The following is a 21738-nucleotide window of genomic DNA, read 5'->3' on the forward strand; positions in this document are numbered from 1 at the left end:
TATCTTTAGGCCAACCGCGTTCAGGTTTCCTGCTTTTCGGTTTTACCTTCCTGAATCGTTTCGCTGGCCTCGCTGCGCTCCTCAGCATCGGCTTCGGGCGTTTCATGCTCATCTTGACGCGAAGGGCGGTAGCAAAAGGTGGCCAGTATCGGGAAGTGGTCGGAGCCGAAGTAACTCAGGCGCTGCATGCCGACTAAGGTGAAGTGTTCGGTCACAAAAATGTGGTCAAGGGGCCAGCGCAACACGGGATATTTGGCGTGGAAGGTGCTGAATAAACCACGTCCCCGGCGTGGGTCGAGCATGCCGCCAACGCGGCAGAAAAGTCGCGTAGTGCGCGACCACGCTACATCGTTCAGATCCCCGGCGACCAACGTTGCTTGGGGATCTTCATGAATTTTCTTGCCGACCAATAGCAGTTCAGCATCCCGCCAAAGGGATTTTTCACTCTCACTGGGGGCCGGTGGACGGGGATGTAACGCGTAAAAGCGAATGCTATCGCCGTTAGCAAGCGTCACTCGGGTGTGAATAGACGGGATGTCGTCCTGAATTAGCCACTCCACCGAGGTGTTAGAGAGCTCCAGGTGCGAGTAAAGGTGCATGCCGTAAAGGTTGTCGAGCGGGATTTTAACGCTGTGCGGCCACTGCTCTGCGAGAGCCGGATCTAACTGATCTTGCCACCACTGGTCTGACTCCAGGGTCAGTACTATGTCGGGCTGATGCTGTTTAATCATATCGATCAGCGCTTGGGCCTGCCGGTTAGGGGTCAGTACGTTAGCGATCAGCAGCGTGATCGTTTTATCTGAATCGTTACTCTTCGCCGCCTTGACCTGCACCGGCCACAGCGGTGTCCAGGGCAGAATATAGTAGACTTGAAACAGTAAAGTGATGCCTGAGGCGAGCAGGGCTACCCATAGCCAAGGGCCAGGCTCAACGAAGATAGCGGCTAATAGCCAAGTGATTAAAGCTAGGCAAGCGATCTGCAGGCGTGGAAATTCAAAACTGCGGATCCACCACCAGTGTAAATGTATTCTTGCAATCAGCGTCGCCAATAACAGTACGATCGCTATGCTTCCTAGCAAAATACCCAGCATGGTTTATCTCCCTATAGAACACCCAGCACCTTGAAGCGCTAAGCCTAGCGCTAGAAGGTCACAGGTGTCGAATTGAGCCTCTATTCGTAATGGGTTTAAGGCTGGCGGGAGAGGGCGCGCAATGGAAAAGAACTTGCAATTCAGTGATAAGAGCGTAAGATATGCATCCGTTGCAAGGCGCGCGGCTATCCAATAGCCCATCTCAGAAAGTGCAATAGAACAGATAGCGCAATAGAACCATAGCTCAGTTGGTTAGAGCGCCACGTTGACATCGTGGAGGTCGGCGGTTCAAATCCGCCTGGTTCTACCAGCCTTATGCCACACCCCTTTTCAGGACCATAGCTCAGTTGGTTAGAGCGCCACGTTGACATCGTGGAGGTCGGCGGTTCAAATCCGCCTGGTCCTACCAGCTTTTATCAGAAACGCCCCAGGCAGTGATGCTTGGGGCGTTTTTGTGTGGGTGTTATATGGCGTTTTTTATTTTGTAGACTATAGCTTTTAACTAGCTCTTTTGAATTAGGTCGGGTAGGTCAGTTTGGCGCATAAACGTTGCTACCAGGGCCTCAATGCCTGCTTGGTCTTGTTGTGTGAAGCGCGCCTCCAGCGGGCTATCCAAATCCAGTACGCCCCATAGGTTGTCATCGACTACGATGGGAATCACCAGTTCAGAGCGAGAGTTGGCGTCGCAGGCAATATGGTCGGCAACCGCGTGTACGTCGTCCACTCGCTGGGTAGTTTGTTGGCGAGCAGCCGCGCCGCATACGCCTTTGCTAAAGGGAATCGGGTGGCAGGCGGGCTGCCCCTGAAAAGGGCCTAGACCTAACACATCAGGCTGGCGTTGAAGGTAAAAGCCTACCCAGTTTAAGTCGCTAAGCTGTTGGTGAATAAACGCACAGGTTTGCGCGCTGTTGGTGAGCCAATCACGTGTATCGAGCAGCGCTTCAAGCTGTCGATTGAGAAGAGGGTAGTCAACACTGTTTTGCATGAGGGATCCTTTGCTACAAACGCAACAGGCCGACACTTTTGCATTTGGGGTTACCTATGCGTGTCGGCCTGACGTCATCTATTGATGGCTTGCGGTATTACTCGATCCAGCCAGGAACTGCTGCGCCTTTGAATAGTTCTTCGGCTTTCTCGATCACTTCATCACGCTGATAGGCGTCGACCAGTTGACGAATCTCTTCACGCTCTTCGTCACCGCCGCGAACCGCGATCAGGTTGACGTAAGGAGACTCGGGGCCCTCTTTGATTAAGGCGTCATCCAGGCTTAGGCCAGCAGGCTGAGCGAAGGTGTTGTTGATGAACGCCATGTCGACATCGGGCAGCACGCGGGGGAGCTGGGCGGCTTCAATTTCGCGGAAACGGAAGTCGCGGGGGTTTTCAGCGATATCGATCGGTGTTGATTCGAGAAATTCTGGATCGTTAAGGGTGATCAGGCCTTCGTTGTGCATCAGGATCAGCGCGCGACCTTCATTTGAAGGGTCATTGGGCAGTGCGATTTGTGCGCCGTCAGGCAGGTCGTCGATACTGTCGTATTTTTCTGAGTAAGCACCAATCGGGTACACGAAGGTGTAACCAGCGATTGCCAGGTCATAGCCACGATCGTCGACCATCGACTGCAAATAGGGCTCATGCTGGTAGGCATTGGCATCTAGGCTGCCGTCTGCAAGGGCTGCGTTCGGGGTAACGTAGTCAGTGAACTCGATGATTTCTACATCAAGGTCGTACTCTTCTTTGGCAATGCGCGCTGCAACTTCCATCACTTCTGTTTCAGGGCCCGCAACGGTGCCCATTTTGATGCTGCGCGTTTCAGCATTGGCGACGTTGACGGCAAGCGCCAGGGCGGTAAGGCTGCCAATAATCAGTTTTTGCATGAATCTCTCCAGTGGCATTTTGATAGATGGTGCAATGATGCGGCAATAAAAAACCGTTGTCTAATGCATTTTGGTTATAATGGATGACAAATAAACGAGTGGCTATTTGCGATCGCTTTTGCGTACCAAGTAGTCGCCCAGACTCTGAAAACCCTGCACCATGACGACCAAAATCACCACGGTAATCAGCATGATGGTTGGGTTGAAGCGGTTATAGCCGTAGCGGATACCTAAGTCGCCGAGACCGCCGCCGCCCACTGCGCCGGCCATGGCTGAGTAACTTACCAGTGTGACAACGGTAATGGTTAAGCCCGTCATGATCCCGCCGCGAGCTTCCGGAATCAGTACCTTGCGAATAATTTGCCAAGGCGTTGCGCCCATAGCTTGGGCGGCTTCAATTAATCCTGGCGAGATTTCATTAAGTGCAGCCTCGACAAGCCGAGCGACAAACGGAATAGCGGCAATCGTGAGCGGTACCGACGCGGCATTAATGCCAATCGAGGTGCCCACCAACATGCGCGTAAAAGGAATGATCGCTACCATCAAAATAATAAACGGGATGGAGCGACCAACGTTGGTAATAATGCTCAGTACTTGATTAAGTACGGGCTTCGCCAATATTTGCCGTGGGCGTGTAACGTACAGCATTACCCCAAGGGGCAAGCCGACGAGGGTAGAAATAAGCCCTGAAACGGCCACCATATAAAGGGTATCCAGCGTGGCCTGTAAAATGAGATCAATCATTGCGCTGGACATGGCCGAGTACCTCCACTTGCAGTTGATGAGATTCGAGATAGTGCATGGCTTGCTGGGTTTGCGTCGGAGAGCCGAGTAGTTCCGCAATCATCAGGCCCAGGGTGCGCTCCTGAATCGACTCTACTTTTGCTTGTAAAATGCTGACATCGACCCCGCACTCTCGAGCAAGGCGGGAAATCAGCGGCGTCGAGACTGCATCGCCAGAGAAGGTTAGGCGTACCACAGGGTGGGTGTTTTCGCCTGGGGCATCAAGGAGTCTCTCAATCAGCTCTTTGGGCGGTGTTAGCTGGAGGAAGTCGTTAAGAAACTCACGACCAAGCTGGGTACGCGGAGCGGTAAAGAAGTCGCCGACTTCAGCGTCTTCCACCAGTTCGCCGTCCGAGATCAAACTCACCCGGTGGCAAATCGATTTGACCACTTCCATCTCGTGGGTGATCAGCAGGATGGTAATGCCCAGTTGGTGGTTAATATCGCGCAGCAGTTCCAGTATTGAACTGGTGGTTTGTGGGTCTAGCGCAGAGGTTGCCTCATCACAGAGCAACACCTGCGGCTTGCTGGCTAGCGCCCGGGCGATCGCCACACGCTGTTTTTGACCGCCGGAAAGCTGAGCAGGGTACTGGTTGGCCTTATCTGCCAGGCCTACCATCTCCAGGAGCGGAATAACGCGATCGCGGACGGTGTGGCGTTTTTGCCCCATTAGTTCTAGAGGCAGGGCAACGTTGTCGAACACCGTGCGTGTGGTCAATAGATTAAAGTGTTGAAAAATCATGCCAATACGGTGACGCGCACGATTAAGCGCGGCGTTACTCAGCTGGGTCATTTCCTGACCATCGACCGTGACGCTGCCGCTCGTGGGGCGCTCTAAGAGATTAACGCAGCGAATTAGCGTTGATTTACCTGCGCCGGAGAGGCCGATGACGCCGTGAATAGTGCCTTTGGGCACACTGAGAGTGGCATTTTTGAGTGCATGAACGGCATTTGCGCCGCTGCCCTTGTTGTTACTGAAATAGGTTTTACTGACGTTGCTAAGTTCAATCATAGCGTCTGCCTTAACGGTAGGCCGAAGACGGAGTGCGGGATGCGAGCTGGGGGAGGGCCAGTATCGAATAGAAAATAAAAAAGGCCACCCCAATGGGTGGCCATCAACGCTGGACACACCCGTTTAGCTGCACTTCACTCAATCAGTAGGCTAAATACTAAGCCATAGACTAGGTGGACGCCCGCAATCTGGGTACAAATCGGCGTCATTACATTTGCGGCAAAATTTTAGAGATAGGTCGCTGCCTTGTCAATTTTATCCATTTGATTTTATGTTGTAAGTCGCCAAGTCAGCATTATTTTCTGATTTTTATAAATATTTAAGTTTTTAGTTCTGTGCGTGCGTTTTTAAAGATGTGCAGCTGGATGAAGTTACCTTGAGTTGAAAGCAGCCATAGAAAAGTCAATGGCGTAGAATGGCGGGATCAAGAAACCCTCAAGGCAGAATGCACGGCGGTGAGGGAGCAGTAGGAAGATTGCGCCATTCATTGAGCGCTTTTGCTACTTGCTCTTTACGACTTATTTGAATTACACGGCTTTTTTATTAGATGAGGAGAAAGCGCCTTATGTTTACTGGCATTGTGCAAGGGGTAGCCAGGGTTGTGGCGGTACGCGAGCTGGATGATTTTCGCGTGCATGTGTTGGAAATGCCCCCCGCGATGCGCGAAGGGCTTGAGGTCGGAGCGTCTGTTGCTCATAACGGCGTTTGCTTGACGGTAACGGCCATAGAGGGGGATAGCGTTAGTTTTGATTTGATGCGTGAAACGCTGCGATTGACTAATCTTGGTGCAATCACCCCTGGGCAATGCGTCAATATAGAGCGCGCGGCGCGCTTTGGTGATGAGATAGGCGGACACTCCATGTCAGGCCACATCATTTCCATGGCAGAAGTGGTGGCCATCGAAGAGGCGCCCAACAACCGTCGGCTATGGTTTTCGCTGCCGGAACGACTAGGCCGATTCGTGTTTGAAAAGGGCTATATCGGGGTGGACGGTATTAGTTTGACCATTGGGGATGTACGCCCCACTGAAAGTGGGGATGTGGAGTTCAGCGTCAATTTAATTCCTGAGACACTGTCGCGTACCACGCTTCAGGATCGAGCCCCCGGGGATCAGGTCAATATTGAAATTGACCCGCAAACCCAGGTGATCGTTGAAACCGTTGAGCGAGTGCTTTCTCAAAAAAGCGGCGTTTAGTAAGTGACGCGGCAATGGCAATAATCAGCTTTTTTGGTTAATGGGTTGACCGATCGGTTAGTTCATGGCCTAAAGATTGCTAGACATTAGGCGGCGGGCGATTTCCGCCAACATTGGTCGCTACGCTGAGGCGCTCGCATCACAGCGAGCGTTTCGGTAGTATGTGCGGCTTTTCTCAGCACCAGAACGCATACTCATGCGGTGTTAGCGCTAAGGATAAAAAGATTCATGAAACTTCTGGATAACTATTTCAAGCTCTCCGAGCACAAAACCAACGTGAAGACAGAAGTTATCGCCGGGATCACCACCTTCCTGACGATGGCCTATATCATCTTTGTCAACCCGAGCATTTTGTCTGAAGCGGGGATGGACTACGGCGCAGTGTTCGTCGCCACTTGCCTAGCGGCAGCGATTGGCTGTTTCGTCATGGGGATGTGGGCTAACTACCCGATAGCTCAGGCGCCAGGCATGGGTTTGAATGCCTTTTTCACCTACGGCGTGGTGCTGGGGATGGGCTATACCTGGGAAGCTGCGCTGGGGGCGGTGTTCTTCTCAGGTCTAACGTTCTTCTTGTTGAGTATTTTTAAAATTCGCGAGTGGATCATTAACTCCATTCCTATGACGTTACGGTTGGGGATCGCCGCTGGTATTGGCCTTTTCCTGGCAATGATAGCGCTTAAGAACGCCGGTATCGTGGTTGCCAACCCCGCGACCTTTGTTTCCTTAGGTGATCTTTCCCAACCCGCGGCTATTTATGCGCTGCTGGGCTTCTTTGTGATTACCGCGCTCTCTTACTTGCGAGTGACTGGTGCCGTCATGATCGGGATTTTGGGGATTACTATTGTTGCAATGGTGCTCGGCCATAATGAGTATGGGGGCCTGATGTCGATGCCACCCTCTATTGCACCTACCTTTATGGCGATGGATTTGATGGGCGCGCTGGATGTGGCGATGCTTAGCGTGATCTTTGCCTTCCTGTTTGTGGATCTATTTGATACCTCCGGCACCCTGGTAGGCGTTGCTCACCGCGGCAAGCTGTTGGACAAGGATGGCAAGTTACCGCGCATTGGTCGCGCCATGATGGCCGACAGCACCGCGTCAATGGCGGGTGCCGCCTTGGGTACTTCCACCACCACAAGCTACATTGAATCGACGGCGGGTATCGCTTCGGGTGGCCGTACTGGGTTAACGGCGGTAGTGGTTGGTGTTCTGTTCCTGATCAGCCTGTTCTTCGCTCCGCTGGCGGGTTCTATTCCGGCCTACGCTACCGCAGGTGCGCTGCTGTATGTGGCGGTATTGATGGCAGGAAGTTTGGCTCACGCGAACTGGGAAGACCCCACCGACGCCGCGCCGGTACTGATTGCCGCCCTGGCGATGCCGCTGACGTTCTCGATTGCCGAAGGTATTGCGCTTGGCTTTATTAGCTATGTAGCGATCAAGGCGTTGTCGGGCCGTTTTGCCGACCTGAATCCGGCGGTGATTATTTTGGCGTTGCTGTTTGCGACAAGATACCTTTTCTTGGTTTGATTGATCATTACCACTTTTTATTACTCAATGAGAGACGCGATGAGCATCTACGGCGACTACATTAAGTCCGTCATTCGCACGGTTCCCGATTGGCCTGAACAGGGCGTGAACTTTCGCGACATCACCCCGTTGCTGCAAAATAGCGCGGCCTTTCGCAAGCTGATCGATAGCTTCGTTCACCGCTATCAGGAAATGAACCTGGATGCCATCGCGGCCATTGATGCGCGTGGCTTTATTATTGGTGCGCCGCTCGCTTATGAGTTGGGTTGCAGCTTTGTACCGGTGCGTAAGAAGGGCAAGCTGCCTTTCAAGACCATCAGCGAGACTTATAAGCTTGAGTACGGACATTCAGAAGTGGAGCTGCACTCCGATGCGTTCCAGAAAGATGACCGTATCCTGCTGATGGATGACCTCATCGCCACCGGCGGCACCATGCTGGCCGCGGCCAACCTCATTCAGCGCAGCGGTGGTCAGGTGGTTGAGACCGCCACCATTATTGATCTGCCTGAGCTGGGCGGATCGCAGAAAATTCGCGATGCTGGTTTCAGTGTATTCGCAGTTTGTTCTTTCAACGAAGACGAGTAATGCCCCATGAGCAGCGATCGCTACCACCAACACTTCACTGTCTCCTGGGATCAGTTGCACCGTGATGTGCGCACCCTATGCCATCAAATGATCGAGCGTGATTTTAAAGGCATCGTAGCGATTACCCGCGGCGGTTTAATTCCCGCCGCGCTGATTGCTCGGGAGCTTAATATCCGGCTGATCGATACCGTGTGTATTAAAAGCTATGACCATATGGATCAGGGCGGTCTGGATATCATGAAGGGCGTCGATCATGACGGTGAAGGTTGGTTGCTGGTCGATGACTTGGTGGATACTGGCAAAACAGCGCGGGCAGTACGTAAAATGCTGCCTAAAGCTCACTTTGTGACTATCTATGCCAAGCCGGATGGTCGTCCCTTGGTGGATCAATACCTGACCGAAGTTGCCCAGCAGTGCTGGATTCAGTTCCCCTGGGATATGGGTGTTGCATACGTTGAGCCGCTTGTTGATCAAATGAAGAGGTAATAATGGCCAATCCACTTCCCGACGATTGGAGTCAGTGGCTGGGTAATGAGTTTCAGGCTGACTATATGCTGGCGCTAAAAGATTTTTTGGCGCAGCAAAAAGCTGCGAAGAAGATCATATATCCCCACTCAACGCAGTGGTTTCGTGCCTTTGAACTGACCCCGTTGAACGAAGTGAAGGTGGTTATTTTAGGCCAGGATCCCTATCACGGGCCCAATCAGGCTCACGGTTTATGCTTTTCCGTGCAGCCCGGCGTACCCGTGCCACCGTCGCTGGTCAATATCTACAAGGAGTTGGCCACTGATGTTGGTTTTACCCCCGTGCGCCACGGCCATCTGGAAGCATGGGCCAAGCAGGGCGTGTTGTTGTTAAACACTTCGCTGACTGTGGAGCAGGGCAATGCGGCATCTCATCGCGGTAAGGGATGGGAGCCCTTCACTGACCGCGCGATTGAAACCGTCAGCCAGCACGCGCCGCCGTGTGTGTTTCTGCTGTGGGGTAGTCATGCGCGCCAGAAGAAGGCGTTAATCGACCAAAGGCGCCATTTAATACTGGAAGCCCCGCACCCATCACCGCTCTCTGCGCATCGGGGCTTTTTTGGTACCCGGCATTTTTCCCAAGCCAATCAATTTCTTCAGGCGCAAGGGCGAGCACCTATCGAATGGCAATTGCCTGAAACCCCTTAACCTCGTAAGTGGTTGCGGGTAGAATACGCGCAATTTTGTGCCTAGCTGATGCAACCTTGGTTGCCATTCTGAATCCCCTGCAGTGAGGAAGTCCCATGAGTGTTTACGCCATTAACCATCCGCTTGTACAACATAAGCTGGGTCTGATGCGCGAAGTTGACCTGAGCACTAAGAGCTTTCGTGAACTGGCAGGTGAAGTCGCCAAGCTGCTGACCTATGAAGCAACTAAAGGTCTTGAGCTGGAAGATCATGAAATCCAGGGATGGAACGGTGAGCCGATTGCAACGCGCCGATTAAAAGGTAAAAAAGTCACCGTCGTACCGATTCTGCGTGCCGGGCTCGGCATGCTGGAAGGCGTAACGGATCTAATCCCGAGTGCGCGGGTAAGCGTTGTAGGTCTTTATCGCGATGAAGAGACGCTACAGCCGGTGCCTTACTTTGCCAAGTTTGCCAACGATATCGAAGAGCGCATGGCGATCGTGATAGACCCCATGCTGGCCACCGGCGGTTCGATGGTAGCAACACTGGATATGCTCCGTGAGCGTGGCTGTGAGCATATGAAGGTGATCGTTCTCGTCGCCGCCCCTGAGGGTATCAAACGGGTGCAGGACGCTTACCCCGATATCGAAATTTACACCGCCTCGATCGATGACCGCCTCGACGAAAATGGCTACATCGTCCCCGGACTAGGTGACGCTGGCGATAAGATTTTCGGAACGCGCTAAGCGTCCTTATATTGATTGCCCCTTACGCTTAGCGTCAGGGGCATTTTTTTGCACACCTACAATCGAATAATCACTAGGAATTCACTTATGCGTGAAGCTGCCAGTCAGGCTGAGTCGTGGCCAAAAGTCATTTTAACCGGCGCACAAATGCTATTTGTGGCGTTTGGCGCCTTGGTGTTAGTGCCGCTTTTGACAGGACTCGACCCAAGCGTTGCGCTGTTCACGGCTGGGGTGGGAACCTTGGTATTTCATGGGGTCACCAAGCAGAGCGTGCCGGTGTTTTTAGCCTCATCGTTTGCCTTTATAGCGCCTATTCAAGGCTCTGTGGCGAGCTTTGGCGTTTCGGCAACCATGGGCGGGCTAATGGCAGCGGGACTGGTCTATGTGGCGATCTCTCAGGTTGTGCGCTTAAAAGGCACCGCTTGGCTGCATCGCTTGCTGCCCGCTGTGGTGGTGGGCCCGGTGATTATGGTGATTGGCCTGGCGCTGGCGCCGGTGGCAGTAAGCATGGCGACCGGTGAAACCAGCGACAATATCGGCTATGGCGCGGCGATTTTCTTATCAATGACCAGCTTGCTAGTCACTCTTGTGTTGGCCGTTTTTGGTCGCGGGCTACTTCGCCTAGTGCCGATTATGGGGGGCATTATCACCGGCTATTTTTTAGCGTTGCTGATGGGGGTAGTCGACTTTACGCCAGTGCATGAGGCGGCTTGGTTATCGATACCCGGCTTTACCGCACCCAGTTTTCACTGGGCTGCCATTCTGTTTATGATTCCGGTCGCGATTGCCCCAGCGGTAGAACACATTGGTGATATGGTGGCCATTGGTTCGGTGACCCGCAAAAACTACCTGGAAAAGCCTGGCCTGCATCGAACTCTGTTAGGCGATGGGCTGGCGACCAGCGTAGCAGCGCTGTTCGGCGGGCCGCCGAATACTACTTACTCGGAAGTCACCGGGGCGGTAACGCTTACTCGGGCATTTAATCCCAAGTACATGATTGTTGCCGCGATTATTGCCATTGTGCTGGCGTTTGTGTCCAAGCTTGGCGCGTTGCTGCAGACCATTCCTGGCCCGGTAATGGGCGGTATAATGACGCTGTTGTTTGGCTCCATTGCGGTGGTCGGTATGAACACACTGGTACGTGCCGGACAGTCGCTGACGGCGCCGCGCAACTTGGTCGTGGTTTCGCTGATACTGGTGTTCGGGATTGGCGGCATGCAGTTTGGTGGAGGCCAGTTTACGCTGCAGGGCGTTAGCCTGGCCGCTTTGGTGGGTATTGCGTTGAACTGGCTATTACCCCGTGAGCAAGAGGGCGAGTAGAGTCATCCTCTATAACGCTGTGTGAATCGTTAGAATGGTAGCGTGAGTGATCATCAGGAGTTTCGGCAGCATGGAAAACGAACTAACCGCACCTTTTCCCATACTGGGGATTGCTGCCTGGAGCGGTACCGGAAAAACGACGCTGCTAGAAAAGCTGTTGCCACGATTAGGGGCGTATGGCTTGAGCGTCGCTGTCATCAAGCATGCGCACCACTCGTTTGATGTCGACCAGCCCGGCAAGGATAGCTATAAGCTGCGTAGCGCAGGTGCCGCACCGATACTGGTGGCTTCCCGTCAGCGCTTTGCGCTGATGCAGGAAACCCCTGACCAGGAAGAGCCTGATTTAGCCCAGCTAATTGCCATGATGGTGCCGCACAAACCTGACCTGGTGATTGTCGAAGGCTTCAAGGCTTGGCCGATTCCCAAGCTGGTGCTATACCGCGAAGGGGTTGGCGATGTGGATATTTTAACCGGCCGATGGGTTGAGGCAGTCGCGCTCAGCGCACCACCGCCTATCGACCTGGCGGCTTCGGTGGCTCAGTTAGATCTAGACGATAATGAAGCGATTGCACAGTGGGTAGTGACCTGGTTAAGCGCTAAAAACGATACGATGTCTTCAAAAAATACGTCTTCAAAACATATGTCTTCAAAACAGCAATGGTGACAACATGCATCTGACCCACCTTAATACCCGTGGCGAAGCCAATATGGTGGACGTCGGCGATAAGCTGGAAACCCGCCGCGAAGCAGTCGCCTCCGGGCGCATTATAATGCAGCCTGAAACGCTGAAATTACTTAGCGATGGTGAACTGCCCAAGGGCGATGTGTTGGCCACCGCGCGTATCGCTGGTATCCAGGCGGCCAAACGTACTCATGAGCTGATTCCTCTCTGTCACTCACTGGCGCTCTCCAAGGTTTCTGTTGAGTTCGATATTGATGTGGCCGAATCCTGCGTTCATGTGACCTCGCTGTGTCGCTTGAATGGACGCACCGGGGTCGAAATGGAAGCCCTTACCGCTGTCTCGGTAGCCTGTTTGACGCTTTACGATATGTGCAAAGCGGTCGATAAAGGTATGCGTATCGAGGCTATACAACTCGACAGCAAGCAAGGTGGTCAGCGTGGCGACTACCAACGTATGAGCACCCAGGCGCCGATTGTTACCGGTGACGGCGTAGCCGGAGAAGTCAGCTTGGGGGAGCGCTGCCCTTCACCCTGTGTGCGGGTTAAGTTTTTAGCCGAACTGCGCGAGCGGGTAGGCGAAAGTGAGACCGTCGTGAGCCTCGATCAACTGGCTAGCCGCGACATTAGCGGATTAAAAGCCGCGCTGGCCGAGCAGGATAGTCGCTTTAAACAACTCACCGACCAGCGTACGCTGTGTGCGATTAACCAGGTCATGGCCAATGACCAGGCGTTAGTGACCGATGATGACGAAGTGGCGTTTTTCCCGCCAGTAACAGGGGGGTAAGGGTGGATAATAAGCTGGATATTAAAGTAACGATTCAAGCAGCCCCGTTTCCAATGGACTACGGCTATGACGATGCCTTGGCTGGGCGTAGTGATATTGGCGCGGTGGTGAGTTTTACCGGCTTAGTGCGTGATTTTAATGAAACGCCGGACGTCACAGGGTTAACGCTGGAACACTATCCGGGAATGACCGAGCGTACGCTGACGGAGATTGGTGAACAGGCTTGGCAGCGCTGGTCGCTCCAAGCGGTGCGGATTATTCATCGTGTCGGTTACCTGGGGCCAGGCGATACGATTGTGCGCGTACTCGTAGCCAGCGCACACCGGCGTGAGGCGTTCGAAGCCTGCGATTTTATTATGGATTACCTGAAAACCCAGGCGCCTTTCTGGAAGAAAGAGCACTCTGCCCAGGGCGAGTATTGGGTCAAAGAGCGTCACTCTGATCAACAGGACGCAGCGCGGTGGGAGTGAAGTGCCGCGTCACTGTGCTTGTTGCACTGACACGAAACTGTCATTGCGAACGCAGTGAAGCAATCTCGGGGGTAGGCGCCACCGCTGGTTGAGATTGCCGCGTCGCTGCGCTCCTCGCAATGACATAATAAGAAGGCTCCTCGCAGTGACACGAAACTGTTATTGCGAACGCAGTGAAGCAATCTGGGTTTTATAGCCGTCGTTGAATGATGCCGCTCTAACGGTTAGCGGCACTTTCATACGCAGCAGGTTCTGGCATTTCGGCGGCCATAATCTGTAGATGCACGTCGGGCAGGTGCTGCATATGCTCCGCCAGCCACTGCACCATGCGAGGCTGTAATGCTTGGCGCAAGTCGGCAAGCGTCTCTGCTGCAATCTCCTCAAGCTGATCATCCAGCCAATCATTAAAGCTATCTTCATCTAGCGGGCTGGCCCCCGAGGCATCCAGCATCAAACGGCCAATACGCGCCCATCCAGTGTCAGTAGCCGTCACCGGCAGCGCTAAGTATAAGCTGCCGCGACGGGCCTTGTTGGCGTCGTGCACCTCAAGGCCAGGGTGGGGCACCACGCTGTTTTGACTGACTATGCAGGGCGGCTGCGGATAGCGCGACTCACAGCGCAGCCCGTGACTGTCAAAGCAAATTAGATCGCCATTCACCGGTGCCAATGGAGCGCTAATGCCTAGCTGTTTGGCAATAGTCTGATGAGCCTGCTGATGGCGTGCTTCGCCATGCACCGGTATGAGATGTTTTGGCCTGACCCACTGATACAGCTTGATCAGTTCATCCTGGGCGGGGTGCCCGGTAGCGTGCAGCTCAGGGTGGTTGAACTCGTCGTAGAGGTTGACACCTAAGTGCGCCAAACGCTTTTTAAGCTGTTCAATGGGGCGTTCATTGCCAGGAATGGCTTTAGCCGAAAAAATAACGTTATCGCCCGGCTGAAGATCCACAAAAGGGTGGCGACCCTGGGCGAGACGCTGTAGCGCAGCACGGGGTTCGCCCTGGCTGCCGGTGGCGATAATCACCACTTCATCCGGGGGGAGGTAGCCTAGGTCATGATTGGGCACCAGCGGCGGTAAATCATCCATATAGCCGAGCCCCCGGGCAACGCTGACCATGCGCTCCATTGAACGGCCCATCAAGCTAATGCGTCGGCCACACTTCTGAGCGGCGCGCCCTATCGCTAACACCCGGGCAAGGTTACTGGCAAAGCAGGAGACTACCACCCGGCCCTGGCAGTTGCTGAGGGTTTTTGTCAGGGCGCGGGCGACGTCCCCCTCGCTGCCGGAGTGCCCGGGCATGGGGGCGTTAGTGGAATCGCCCACTACCAAGTCAACCGGGGCAAGGGACTTGAAGAGGGCTGCACTGATCGGCGTGCCGATAATCGGTTCAGGATCGAGTTTCCAGTCGCCGGTATGTAAAACGCGATAGCCACCGGCCATCATTATTAGCGCACAGCTTTCGGGAATGGAGTGGGTTAAAAGTAAATAGCGCAGCGTGAATGGCCCGCTCTCTAGGGCCTCGCCAGGTTCAATGACATGGATAGCCGCACTGCTAAGCTGATGCTCGGCAAATTTTAGCCGCAACAGGCCTGCCGCCAGCGGGGTGGCGTAAATGGGGCAGTTCCACATCGGCCATAGCCAGGCTGCGGCACCAATGTGGTCTTCGTGACCATGGGTGATAAATAGCGCTTTGGGCACGATCTCTAGTGCTTTCGGCGTATCAAGATTGGGTACCTGCAGTGGCGAGTTGGGAAGATCCTGGCGGATCATCATGCCGCAGTCCACGGCTATCCAGTGATCGTCATAGCCGTATAGCGTTAGATTCATTCCAATCTCACCGCATCCCCCCAGCGGCAACATGCGCAGCGGTGGACGACGACGGGGACGAATTTGAACGCGTGGTGAATGCATCTGTTATGAAAAACCTAAAAAGTAGTGACTTAACTATACGGGAAGGCAGGGGCAGCTAACAATCATCCATGGCCTTCCGATACACTATGCGACCTAAGCCGCTGGTTTGTCATAATTAACTTAGCAATAGGTCAAGAGTAGCTCACATGTCTCATTATTATCGTTTAGTAGTTTCCTGTCCTGACCGGGTGGGTATTGTTGCACGGGTATCGAGCTTTATTGCCCAGCAGGGCGGCTCCATTACCGAAGCCAGCCAGCACTCCGATTTAGAAACCGGCTGCTTTTTTATGCGCTACGAAATTCTGGCGGATTCGGTAGGTATGTCGGCGGAAGCGCTGAGCGCGGCATTTGAACCGATAGCCAGCGAATTCAATATGCAGTGGTCGCTGGTGGATACCCAGCAGCGTAGGCGCGTAGTGCTGATGGTGTCGCGGGAGTCACATTGCTTGGTAGATCTACTTTACCGCTGGCAGGCGGGGGAACTGGATTGCGACATTGTCGGGGTTATCTCCAACCATGATGATATGCGTTCGCTGACGGAGTGGTACGGTATTCCTTATCACCATGTACCGGTCGACCCCGACAATAAGCAAGCATCGTTTGCCAAGGTTCAGGCCGAAATCGACAGTGCCCGCGCCGACTGCGTGGTGCTGGCGCGCTATATGCAAATACTGCCCCCTGAGCTGTGCGCGCGTTATGCGGGGCGAGTGATCAATATTCACCACAGCTTTTTGCCCTCTTTTGCCGGGGCTAAGCCCTACCACCAGGCCTACCAGCGGGGGGTTAAGCTGATTGGCGCTACCTGCCACTATGTGACCGAGGAACTCGACGCAGGCCCTATCATCGAACAGGATATCCATCGCGTTAGCCACTGCCATACACCCACGGATTTAGTGCGCTTTGGACGTGATGTAGAAAAAGCCGTGCTCGCTCGCGGTTTGCGCTGGCACTTGGAAGACCGCGTGCTGGTGCACGGTAACAAGACAGTGGTATTTAGCTAACGCTCATCAACCTGAGAGGCAGCCATGTCATTCGCGCAAAGTGTATTAGCGCCCTGGGCGCTGCTGCTCACCTGGCTACTCTCGTTAGCAGTGATCGCATGGGCGCTTTGGGGGCGGCCCTGGCAGGTGTTGATAGCGGATTCAGCGCTTCAGCACCGCTGGCTGGGTGCTACGCTGGCGGTGATGCTGATGTGGCAGCTTCGTGCCCAGGCTGTTGATTGGCTAACGCTACACCTTGTTTTTACAGTATTGATGACACTCGTTTTTAAAGCGCCATTAGCGCTGATTAGCAACGTGCTGATCAACATTGCCATGGTGGTGATTGGCAGCAATGAGTGGATGTTGCTGGGGGCAAATGTGCTGGTTACCGGGATCGTCCCGGCGGCCGTTATTGGCACGGTATGGCGGCTGGTAGATCGCCGCCTGCCGGATAACTTGATGGTATTTCTGTTTGCCTGCGGCTTTTTTGGCGCGGCGCTGGCAACGCTGGGAGGAGGCTTGGCGGCGGTAGTGCTGATTATCGTCGCGGGTACAGACCCTGAGGCGATCTATCTCGCCCAGGAGTATGCGCGTTTTTTACCACTGCTAATGCCTTCAGAGGCATTTATTACTGGCATGCTGCTGAGCATCCTGCTGGTCTATCACCCAAACTGGGTGGCCACCTTCAATGACCACCGCTATATCGACCTGCAGTAGCGGATTTATTAGCCGAGTGCCTGGCCGTTGCCACCACGAATTACGCCGACTCCAACGCCTTCAATATCGAGCGCTTGAGAGCGCAGGTCGATTTCAATGGGCGCAAAATCAGGGTTCTCTGCAAACAGCGTCACTTGGTGCCCCTGGCGTTTGAAGCGTTTAACCGTTACTTCATCGTCCAGGCGGGCAACCACGATCTGGCCATCGCGAACCCGGTCAGTGCGATGAACCGCCAGTAAATCACCTTCCAAAATGCCAATATCCTTCATGGAAAGGCCGCGTACGCGCAGCAGATAGTCAGCTTTGGGAGTGAAGTACTCGGCCGGTAGCGGGCAGTAGCGATCAATATGTTCGGCGGCCAAAATGGGGCTGCCGGCAGCTACTTCCCCGATCACAGGCAGGCCAGTGGGTGGGGCTTCCACGTTGGTTGTGGGTAAGGCGGTGACTGCGCTATCCAGGACTTCTTGAGGTTCCTGGTTGGGCAGGCGGATGCCGCGAGAGGTGTTGCGGATAATGCGAATAACACCTTTGCGTTCCAGCGCGCGCAGGTGCTCTTCAGCCGCATTGGGTGAGCGGAAGCCAAGTGCTTTGGCAATCTCGGCGCGGGTAGGAGGGTAGCCAAATTCGCCCATGGTCTTAACGATAAAATCAAACACGTGCTGTTGGCGAGCGGTTAGCGGACGCGACATACCAGACTCCATAAATAGTGAATAGACAGTAACAAGTTAAATGTCGACTTAATCAATAAGTGTTTAAGTATACAGTATGTTCCTCTGTCCAGTATATGGCTTGTCAGTGCCTATTGCCGATGTCTATGCAATTTTTCTAATCGTTTGAAACTAAGTTTCTGCTTATTTAATACGTCACATTTTGTCAATAAATCAAGCGTTGAGCCCGCCTACGTTATGGCATAGTATTTTGCTATGTTTTAAACAACTGTTTCCCTGGAGAGCGACATGGCTCAATCTGATACGGTGACCCGTATACTCGACACCGCCGAGGTGCTGTTTGCAGAGCGGGGTTTTGCTGAAACTTCGCTGCGCAACATCACTAGCAAAGCGCGGGTTAACTTAGCCGCTGTTAATTACCATTTTGGTTCCAAAAAAGCCTTGATTCAGGCCGTTTTTGCCCGCTACCTGGATCCGTTTAGTCAGCGCTTTCATACTGCTCTAGATGAGCTCGAGGGCCAACACGCCGGGCGCGTTATCCCGCTGGAAACACTGCTCGAGACCATGGCAACTACCGTTCTCGCGGTGCCCGCCGAGCGCAATAGTTTGAAAGTGTTTATGCGCCTGCTGGGTCTTGCCTACAGTCAAGCACAGGGACATCTAAGACGTTATATCCAGGAAGAGTATGGCGATGTGTTTACACGCTTCACCGAGCTTGTGCGCAAAGCAACGCCGGATCTGCCTGACGCCGAGCGTTTTTGGCGGCTACACTTTGTGCTCGGCACGGTAATCTTTACCTTGTCTGGCCTCGATGCGCTACGCGATATCGCGGAGAAGGATTACCACGAGCAGGTCTCTGTGCGTGATTTGGTCAGGCGATTGCTCCCGGTAGTGGTGGCTGCTATGAATGCGCCGTTACCCATAGCCCTTGACGGTGCCAAGCCAGAAGAAGGAAAACATGCGAACTCCTACGCTAGCTGAGCTACCTCCAACGGAACATATCTGGCTGGAGATTGATACTACCGAACAGTTGCTGCGCTGTTGGCGAGGGCCAAAAGTGCTCCATGAGTGTTCTATTTCATCCGGTGCTGCCGGAAGCGGGGAGCGCAACGGCAGTGGTAAAACCCCTCGCGGGTGGCACTATGTGCGCGCGGCCATTGGCGGTGATATGCCCGAAAATGCGGTGTTTCGAGGTCGCCGCTGGACGGGCGAGACATTTTCGCCCGAACTCGCCGAAGAGCATCCAGAGCGTGACTGGATTCTGACCCGCATACTGTGGCTGTGTGGCTTGGAAAAGGGCGTGAACCGCGGTGGTCAGGTGGACTCGCAACGGCGCTATATTTACCTGCACGGGACGCCGCCTGACGAGCCCATGGGCGTTGCTGCGTCCCACGGCTGTATTCGTTTACGCAATAGTGATTTGCTCTATATCTTTTCGTTAGCGTTGCCGGGCACCCCTGTTTGGTTGCACGGTGGACGCCAGTCCTTTGACTGATCAGATTTTGACACCGCTAGACGATCGTCTAGAATCATCGCCCCTTTTCATGGACCTATCACGATGACTCAACCGTTAGGCCCGGTCATGCTTGACCTTGAAGGCCCAAAATTGACGGCTGCAGAAAAACGCTTGCTGCTAGAACCGACGGTAGGGGGCGTAATTTTGTTTGCCCGCAACGTTGAAAATGGCTATCAGGTTCGCAAGCTCTGCAGCGATATTCGCCGTGTGCGTGCTGATTTACTGCTTGCCGTGGATCAAGAAGGCGGTCGCGTTCAGCGCATAAAAGAGGGGTTAACACGCCTGCCTGCCATGGCGCGTATCGGCGAGTGTTACCGCGCTGCCCAGGGAGAGGGGCTGGCGTTAGCTAAAGATGCCGGCTGGTTGTTAGGGATGGAGATGGCTGCCTGCGGTCTGGATCTGAGCTTCGCCCCGGTACTTGATGTGGAGAGCGGTCTATCCAGCGTTATTGGTGATCGTAGTTTCAGCAGTGACCCACAGCACGTAGCCCAGCTGGGCAATGCATTTATTCAGGGGCTTCACGATGCCGGTATGGCCGCTGTGGGTAAGCACTTTCCCGGCCACGGTGGTGTCGCGGCGGACTCACACGTTGCATTGCCGATAGACGATCGCCCGCTAGAAGTGATGAAACAGCACGATCTTGTGCCCTTTACCCAGTTAGCTTCACAGTTAGATGGGATTATGCCTGCACACGTTATTTATAGTGCTTTTGATACGCGCCCAGCAGGCTTTTCACCCAACTGGTTGGGCATGCTGCGGGAATCGCTAGGCTTCAAAGGCTGCATTTTTTCAGATGACCTGAGTATGGCCGGCGCCCACGAGGCGGGAGACCCCAAAGCGCGTGCCCAGGCAGCGCTGGCAGCAGGCTGCGATATGCTGCTGGTATGTAATGACCGAGCCTCCGCGCTTGAAGTGATGGAGGCATGCCACGGAATCAATTCTAAGCGCCCCGCTAAGTTGCGCTATAGCCGTGCGCGCCCAGACCTAGATGCGCTGAGTGCATTGGGCCGTTGGCGTCGTACTCACGCTAAGCTGGAAGCGCTAGCGGATAAGCCCCAGTTCAGCGCAGAAGCCGAGTAAGCCCAGTGCGGAAGCAGAGTAAGCCCAGCGCTGAATAAATCTCTTACTTAAATAAATGAAGTTTTAACCCGCCGTGGAGTTGGTAGATGTCAAAGTTGGATAAAGAAGCATTAGAGTCGCTGGACTCGATGCGTGAGCTGATGGATAACGCCGACTGCCTAATTTCTCAGCAAGAGGTAGAGCGGGCGCTGGATCGTATGGCGGAAGAGATTACTCGGGATTTAGGCGATAAACTGCCGGTTTTTTACTGCGTAATGAATGGTGGCTTGATTACCACCGGTCATCTGCTTACCCGCTTGGGCTTTCCGTTGGAAGTAGATTATTTGCATGCCACTCGCTACCGCAACGAGCTGCGCGGCGGCGAGCTTTTTTGGCGCGTTTCCCCTGAAGTGCCCATGGCGGGCCGTCACGTAGTGATTGTTGACGATATCCTGGATGAGGGGGCGACCCTGGCGGCCATTTTGGCTTACTGCGAAGAGGCCCAGGCCGCCAGCGTTACCACAGCGGTGTTGGTCGATAAACAGCACAACCGCAAAGCAGTGCCTGGGTTGAAAGCCGACTACTGCAGCCTGGAAGTTGCCGACCGTTATGTGTTTGGCTTTGGTATGGATTACAAAGGCTACTGGCGCAACGCGCCGGGAATTTTTGCCCCCAAAGGCATGTAATCCACTGGGGGCTTGCGTAGTTTTTGTAGTAGTTTTTACATTAGCGGGGCGAGAAACGCCTCGCTAAGCCGGTTTCAGCAATCATCCGCGTTGAAATCTCCTCCACCGAGAAGCGTGTCGCATCGATGAAGGGAATGTGCATGGTGCGGTAGAGCGACTCGGCCTGTTCCACTTCTTGTAGGCACTGATCCATCGAGCTATAGCGGCTATTGGGGCGTCTCTCGTTGCGAATTGCCGACAAGCGTCGCGCATCGATGGTTAACCCAAACAGCTTTTGCCGATGGGGCACGAGCGCCTTGGGTAGCTTCAGCATGCCATCTTCGTCTAAATCGTCTTCCGTCAGCGGGTAGTTAGCCGCCCGAATGCCAAACTGCAGCGCCAGATAAAGCGAGGTAGGTGTTTTGCCGCAGCGCGAGACGCCAACCAGGATGATATCCGCTTTATCGTATTGGTGGGTGCGTGCACCGTCATCATTATCTAGCGCGAAGTGGACGGAGTGGATACGATCCATGTAGACATCATCGCTGCCTATCGAGTGAGTGCGCCCAACGCTGTAGGAGGAGTGGGTCTCTAGTTCTTGCTCTAAGGGCTCCAGAAAGGTGGAAAAAATATCGACCTTAAAGCCGGACGCCTTACGAATAACGTCGCGTATTTGTTGATCCACAATGGTGTCAATGATAATGGGGCGATGACCATCCCGGTTGGCTGTCGACTCAATAATCGCTGCTAACGCCTGCGCTTTTTCCAACGTATCGATATAGGGCTTGGTCTGCATATCGATCTCAACATCGCTGAACTGGGCCAGCAAGCTACGTCCTAAACTTTCCGCCGTGATGCCGGTACCATCTGAAATAAAAAAAGCCGTACGTTTCATAACTAAGTCCACGGGTGAGTGATACGGCTATTGTGAGCCGAGCTGTTTGTCAGCACAACGTGTCATCATTGGGCGTTTTGGCGGGCTCAAATGTATCTGACTACAT

General features: G+C 53.9%; 24 protein-coding genes and 2 tRNA genes. 18 read left to right on the forward strand and 8 right to left on the reverse strand.

Annotated elements, in window-relative coordinates:
* Nucleotides 1-20 precede the first annotated feature (20 nt).
* Nucleotides 21-1091 carry an endonuclease/exonuclease/phosphatase family protein gene (locus HALA3H3_RS19525; RefSeq protein ID WP_009286938.1) on the reverse strand — a complete coding sequence of 357 codons (1071 nt, stop codon included), beginning with the start codon at nucleotides 1089-1091 and terminating at the stop codon, nucleotides 21-23.
* 233 nt (nucleotides 1092-1324) lie between these two features.
* On the opposite strand from HALA3H3_RS19525, the gene HALA3H3_RS19530 reads away from it, so the two are divergent.
* Nucleotides 1325-1401, forward strand: a tRNA-Val gene (locus HALA3H3_RS19530).
* A 22-nt stretch (nucleotides 1402-1423) separates the two neighbouring features.
* Nucleotides 1424-1500 (forward strand) — tRNA-Val (locus tag HALA3H3_RS19535).
* Between the two features lie 93 nt (nucleotides 1501-1593).
* On the opposite strand, the gene HALA3H3_RS19540 is transcribed toward HALA3H3_RS19535, so the two are convergent.
* From HALA3H3_RS19540 to HALA3H3_RS19555, 4 genes are all read right to left on the reverse strand, one after another.
* Nucleotides 1594-2076, reverse strand: coding sequence for a GAF domain-containing protein (locus HALA3H3_RS19540; protein ID WP_022523239.1), 483 nt, complete (start codon nucleotides 2074-2076; stop codon nucleotides 1594-1596).
* A gap of 97 nt (nucleotides 2077-2173) precedes the next feature.
* Complete coding sequence (locus HALA3H3_RS19545; protein WP_007114419.1) at nucleotides 2174-2965, reverse strand: MetQ/NlpA family ABC transporter substrate-binding protein; 792 nt, start codon at nucleotides 2963-2965, stop codon at nucleotides 2174-2176.
* Nucleotides 2966-3067: 102 nt separating this feature from the next.
* Nucleotides 3068-3721, reverse strand: a complete 654-nt coding sequence (locus tag HALA3H3_RS19550) for a methionine ABC transporter permease (RefSeq protein WP_022523240.1) — start codon at nucleotides 3719-3721, stop codon at nucleotides 3068-3070.
* Nucleotides 3702-4760 carry a methionine ABC transporter ATP-binding protein gene (locus HALA3H3_RS19555; RefSeq protein WP_022523241.1) on the reverse strand — a complete coding sequence of 353 codons (1059 nt, stop codon included), beginning with the start codon at nucleotides 4758-4760 and terminating at the stop codon, nucleotides 3702-3704. The genes HALA3H3_RS19550 and HALA3H3_RS19555 overlap by 20 nt, the downstream gene beginning before the upstream one ends.
* A gap of 565 nt (nucleotides 4761-5325) precedes the next feature.
* Here HALA3H3_RS19555 and HALA3H3_RS19560 point away from each other — a divergent pair.
* From HALA3H3_RS19560 to moaE, 10 genes are all read left to right on the forward strand, one after another.
* Nucleotides 5326-5955 (forward strand): riboflavin synthase, encoded by a 630-nt coding sequence (locus tag HALA3H3_RS19560; RefSeq protein WP_022523243.1) that lies wholly within the window; start codon nucleotides 5326-5328, stop codon nucleotides 5953-5955.
* A 228-nt stretch (nucleotides 5956-6183) separates the two neighbouring features.
* Entirely contained in the window at nucleotides 6184-7482 is a 1299-nt protein-coding gene (locus tag HALA3H3_RS19565; protein WP_009286934.1) for an NCS2 family permease, read from the forward strand.
* 39 nt (nucleotides 7483-7521) lie between these two features.
* Entirely contained in the window at nucleotides 7522-8067 is a 546-nt protein-coding gene (locus tag HALA3H3_RS19570; RefSeq protein WP_022523244.1) for an adenine phosphoribosyltransferase, read from the forward strand.
* Nucleotides 8068-8073: 6 nt separating this feature from the next.
* Complete coding sequence (gene gpt, locus HALA3H3_RS19575; RefSeq protein WP_009286932.1) at nucleotides 8074-8553, forward strand: xanthine phosphoribosyltransferase; 480 nt, start codon at nucleotides 8074-8076, stop codon at nucleotides 8551-8553.
* Nucleotides 8554-8555: 2 nt separating this feature from the next.
* Nucleotides 8556-9239, forward strand: coding sequence for a uracil-DNA glycosylase (ung, locus tag HALA3H3_RS19580; protein WP_009286931.1), 684 nt, complete (start codon nucleotides 8556-8558; stop codon nucleotides 9237-9239).
* Nucleotides 9240-9334: 95 nt separating this feature from the next.
* Nucleotides 9335-9964: a uracil phosphoribosyltransferase gene (gene upp, locus HALA3H3_RS19585; protein ID WP_009286930.1), complete on the forward strand. Its 630-nt coding sequence runs from the start codon at nucleotides 9335-9337 to the stop codon at nucleotides 9962-9964.
* Nucleotides 9965-10051: 87 nt separating this feature from the next.
* Complete coding sequence (locus HALA3H3_RS19590; protein WP_022523245.1) at nucleotides 10052-11284, forward strand: uracil-xanthine permease family protein; 1233 nt, start codon at nucleotides 10052-10054, stop codon at nucleotides 11282-11284.
* A gap of 70 nt (nucleotides 11285-11354) precedes the next feature.
* Nucleotides 11355-11948 (forward strand): molybdopterin-guanine dinucleotide biosynthesis protein B, encoded by a 594-nt coding sequence (gene mobB / locus HALA3H3_RS19595; RefSeq protein ID WP_022523246.1) that lies wholly within the window; start codon nucleotides 11355-11357, stop codon nucleotides 11946-11948.
* A gap of 4 nt (nucleotides 11949-11952) precedes the next feature.
* A complete protein-coding gene (moaC, locus tag HALA3H3_RS19600; RefSeq protein WP_022523247.1) occupies nucleotides 11953-12750 on the forward strand; it encodes a cyclic pyranopterin monophosphate synthase MoaC in 798 nt (265 codons plus the stop codon).
* Between the two features lie 2 nt (nucleotides 12751-12752).
* Entirely contained in the window at nucleotides 12753-13220 is a 468-nt protein-coding gene (gene moaE / locus HALA3H3_RS19605) for a molybdopterin synthase catalytic subunit MoaE (RefSeq protein WP_022523248.1), read from the forward strand.
* Between the two features lie 217 nt (nucleotides 13221-13437).
* On the opposite strand, the gene HALA3H3_RS19610 is transcribed toward moaE, so the two are convergent.
* Entirely contained in the window at nucleotides 13438-15048 is a 1611-nt protein-coding gene (locus tag HALA3H3_RS19610; protein WP_053857048.1) for a ribonuclease J, read from the reverse strand.
* A 230-nt stretch (nucleotides 15049-15278) separates the two neighbouring features.
* On the opposite strand from HALA3H3_RS19610, the gene purU reads away from it, so the two are divergent.
* A complete protein-coding gene (gene purU, locus HALA3H3_RS19615) occupies nucleotides 15279-16133 on the forward strand; it encodes a formyltetrahydrofolate deformylase (protein WP_009286925.1) in 855 nt (284 codons plus the stop codon).
* A gap of 24 nt (nucleotides 16134-16157) precedes the next feature.
* Nucleotides 16158-16829: an energy-coupling factor ABC transporter permease gene (locus HALA3H3_RS19620; RefSeq protein WP_022523250.1), complete on the forward strand. Its 672-nt coding sequence runs from the start codon at nucleotides 16158-16160 to the stop codon at nucleotides 16827-16829.
* A gap of 8 nt (nucleotides 16830-16837) precedes the next feature.
* On the opposite strand, the gene lexA is transcribed toward HALA3H3_RS19620, so the two are convergent.
* Complete coding sequence (lexA, locus tag HALA3H3_RS19625) at nucleotides 16838-17518, reverse strand: transcriptional repressor LexA (protein WP_022523251.1); 681 nt, start codon at nucleotides 17516-17518, stop codon at nucleotides 16838-16840.
* Nucleotides 17519-17785: 267 nt separating this feature from the next.
* Between lexA and HALA3H3_RS19630 the strand changes: the two genes are divergently transcribed.
* The 4 genes from HALA3H3_RS19630 (at nucleotide 17786) to HALA3H3_RS19645 (ending at nucleotide 20758) form a co-directional block, all read left to right on the forward strand.
* Nucleotides 17786-18478, forward strand: coding sequence for a TetR/AcrR family transcriptional regulator (locus HALA3H3_RS19630; RefSeq protein ID WP_022523252.1), 693 nt, complete (start codon nucleotides 17786-17788; stop codon nucleotides 18476-18478).
* The gene (locus HALA3H3_RS19635) at nucleotides 18456-18992 is read left to right on the forward strand and encodes a L,D-transpeptidase (RefSeq protein ID WP_022523253.1); all 537 of its coding nucleotides are present in this window, start codon (nucleotides 18456-18458) and stop codon (nucleotides 18990-18992) included. The genes HALA3H3_RS19630 and HALA3H3_RS19635 overlap by 23 nt, the downstream gene beginning before the upstream one ends.
* A gap of 63 nt (nucleotides 18993-19055) precedes the next feature.
* Complete coding sequence (gene nagZ, locus HALA3H3_RS19640; protein WP_022523254.1) at nucleotides 19056-20093, forward strand: beta-N-acetylhexosaminidase; 1038 nt, start codon at nucleotides 19056-19058, stop codon at nucleotides 20091-20093.
* A gap of 86 nt (nucleotides 20094-20179) precedes the next feature.
* The gene (locus tag HALA3H3_RS19645; RefSeq protein ID WP_009286922.1) at nucleotides 20180-20758 is read left to right on the forward strand and encodes a hypoxanthine-guanine phosphoribosyltransferase; all 579 of its coding nucleotides are present in this window, start codon (nucleotides 20180-20182) and stop codon (nucleotides 20756-20758) included.
* A gap of 40 nt (nucleotides 20759-20798) precedes the next feature.
* Here HALA3H3_RS19645 and ppsR read toward each other — a convergent pair whose 3' ends face one another.
* Nucleotides 20799-21632, reverse strand: coding sequence for a posphoenolpyruvate synthetase regulatory kinase/phosphorylase PpsR (gene ppsR, locus HALA3H3_RS19650; protein WP_022523255.1), 834 nt, complete (start codon nucleotides 21630-21632; stop codon nucleotides 20799-20801).
* Nucleotides 21633-21738 lie beyond the last annotated feature (106 nt).

Origin of the sequence: Halomonas sp. A3H3 (assembly GCF_000982975.1) — a bacterium.
Taxonomy (GTDB): Bacteria; Pseudomonadota; Gammaproteobacteria; order Pseudomonadales; family Halomonadaceae; genus Vreelandella; species Vreelandella titanicae.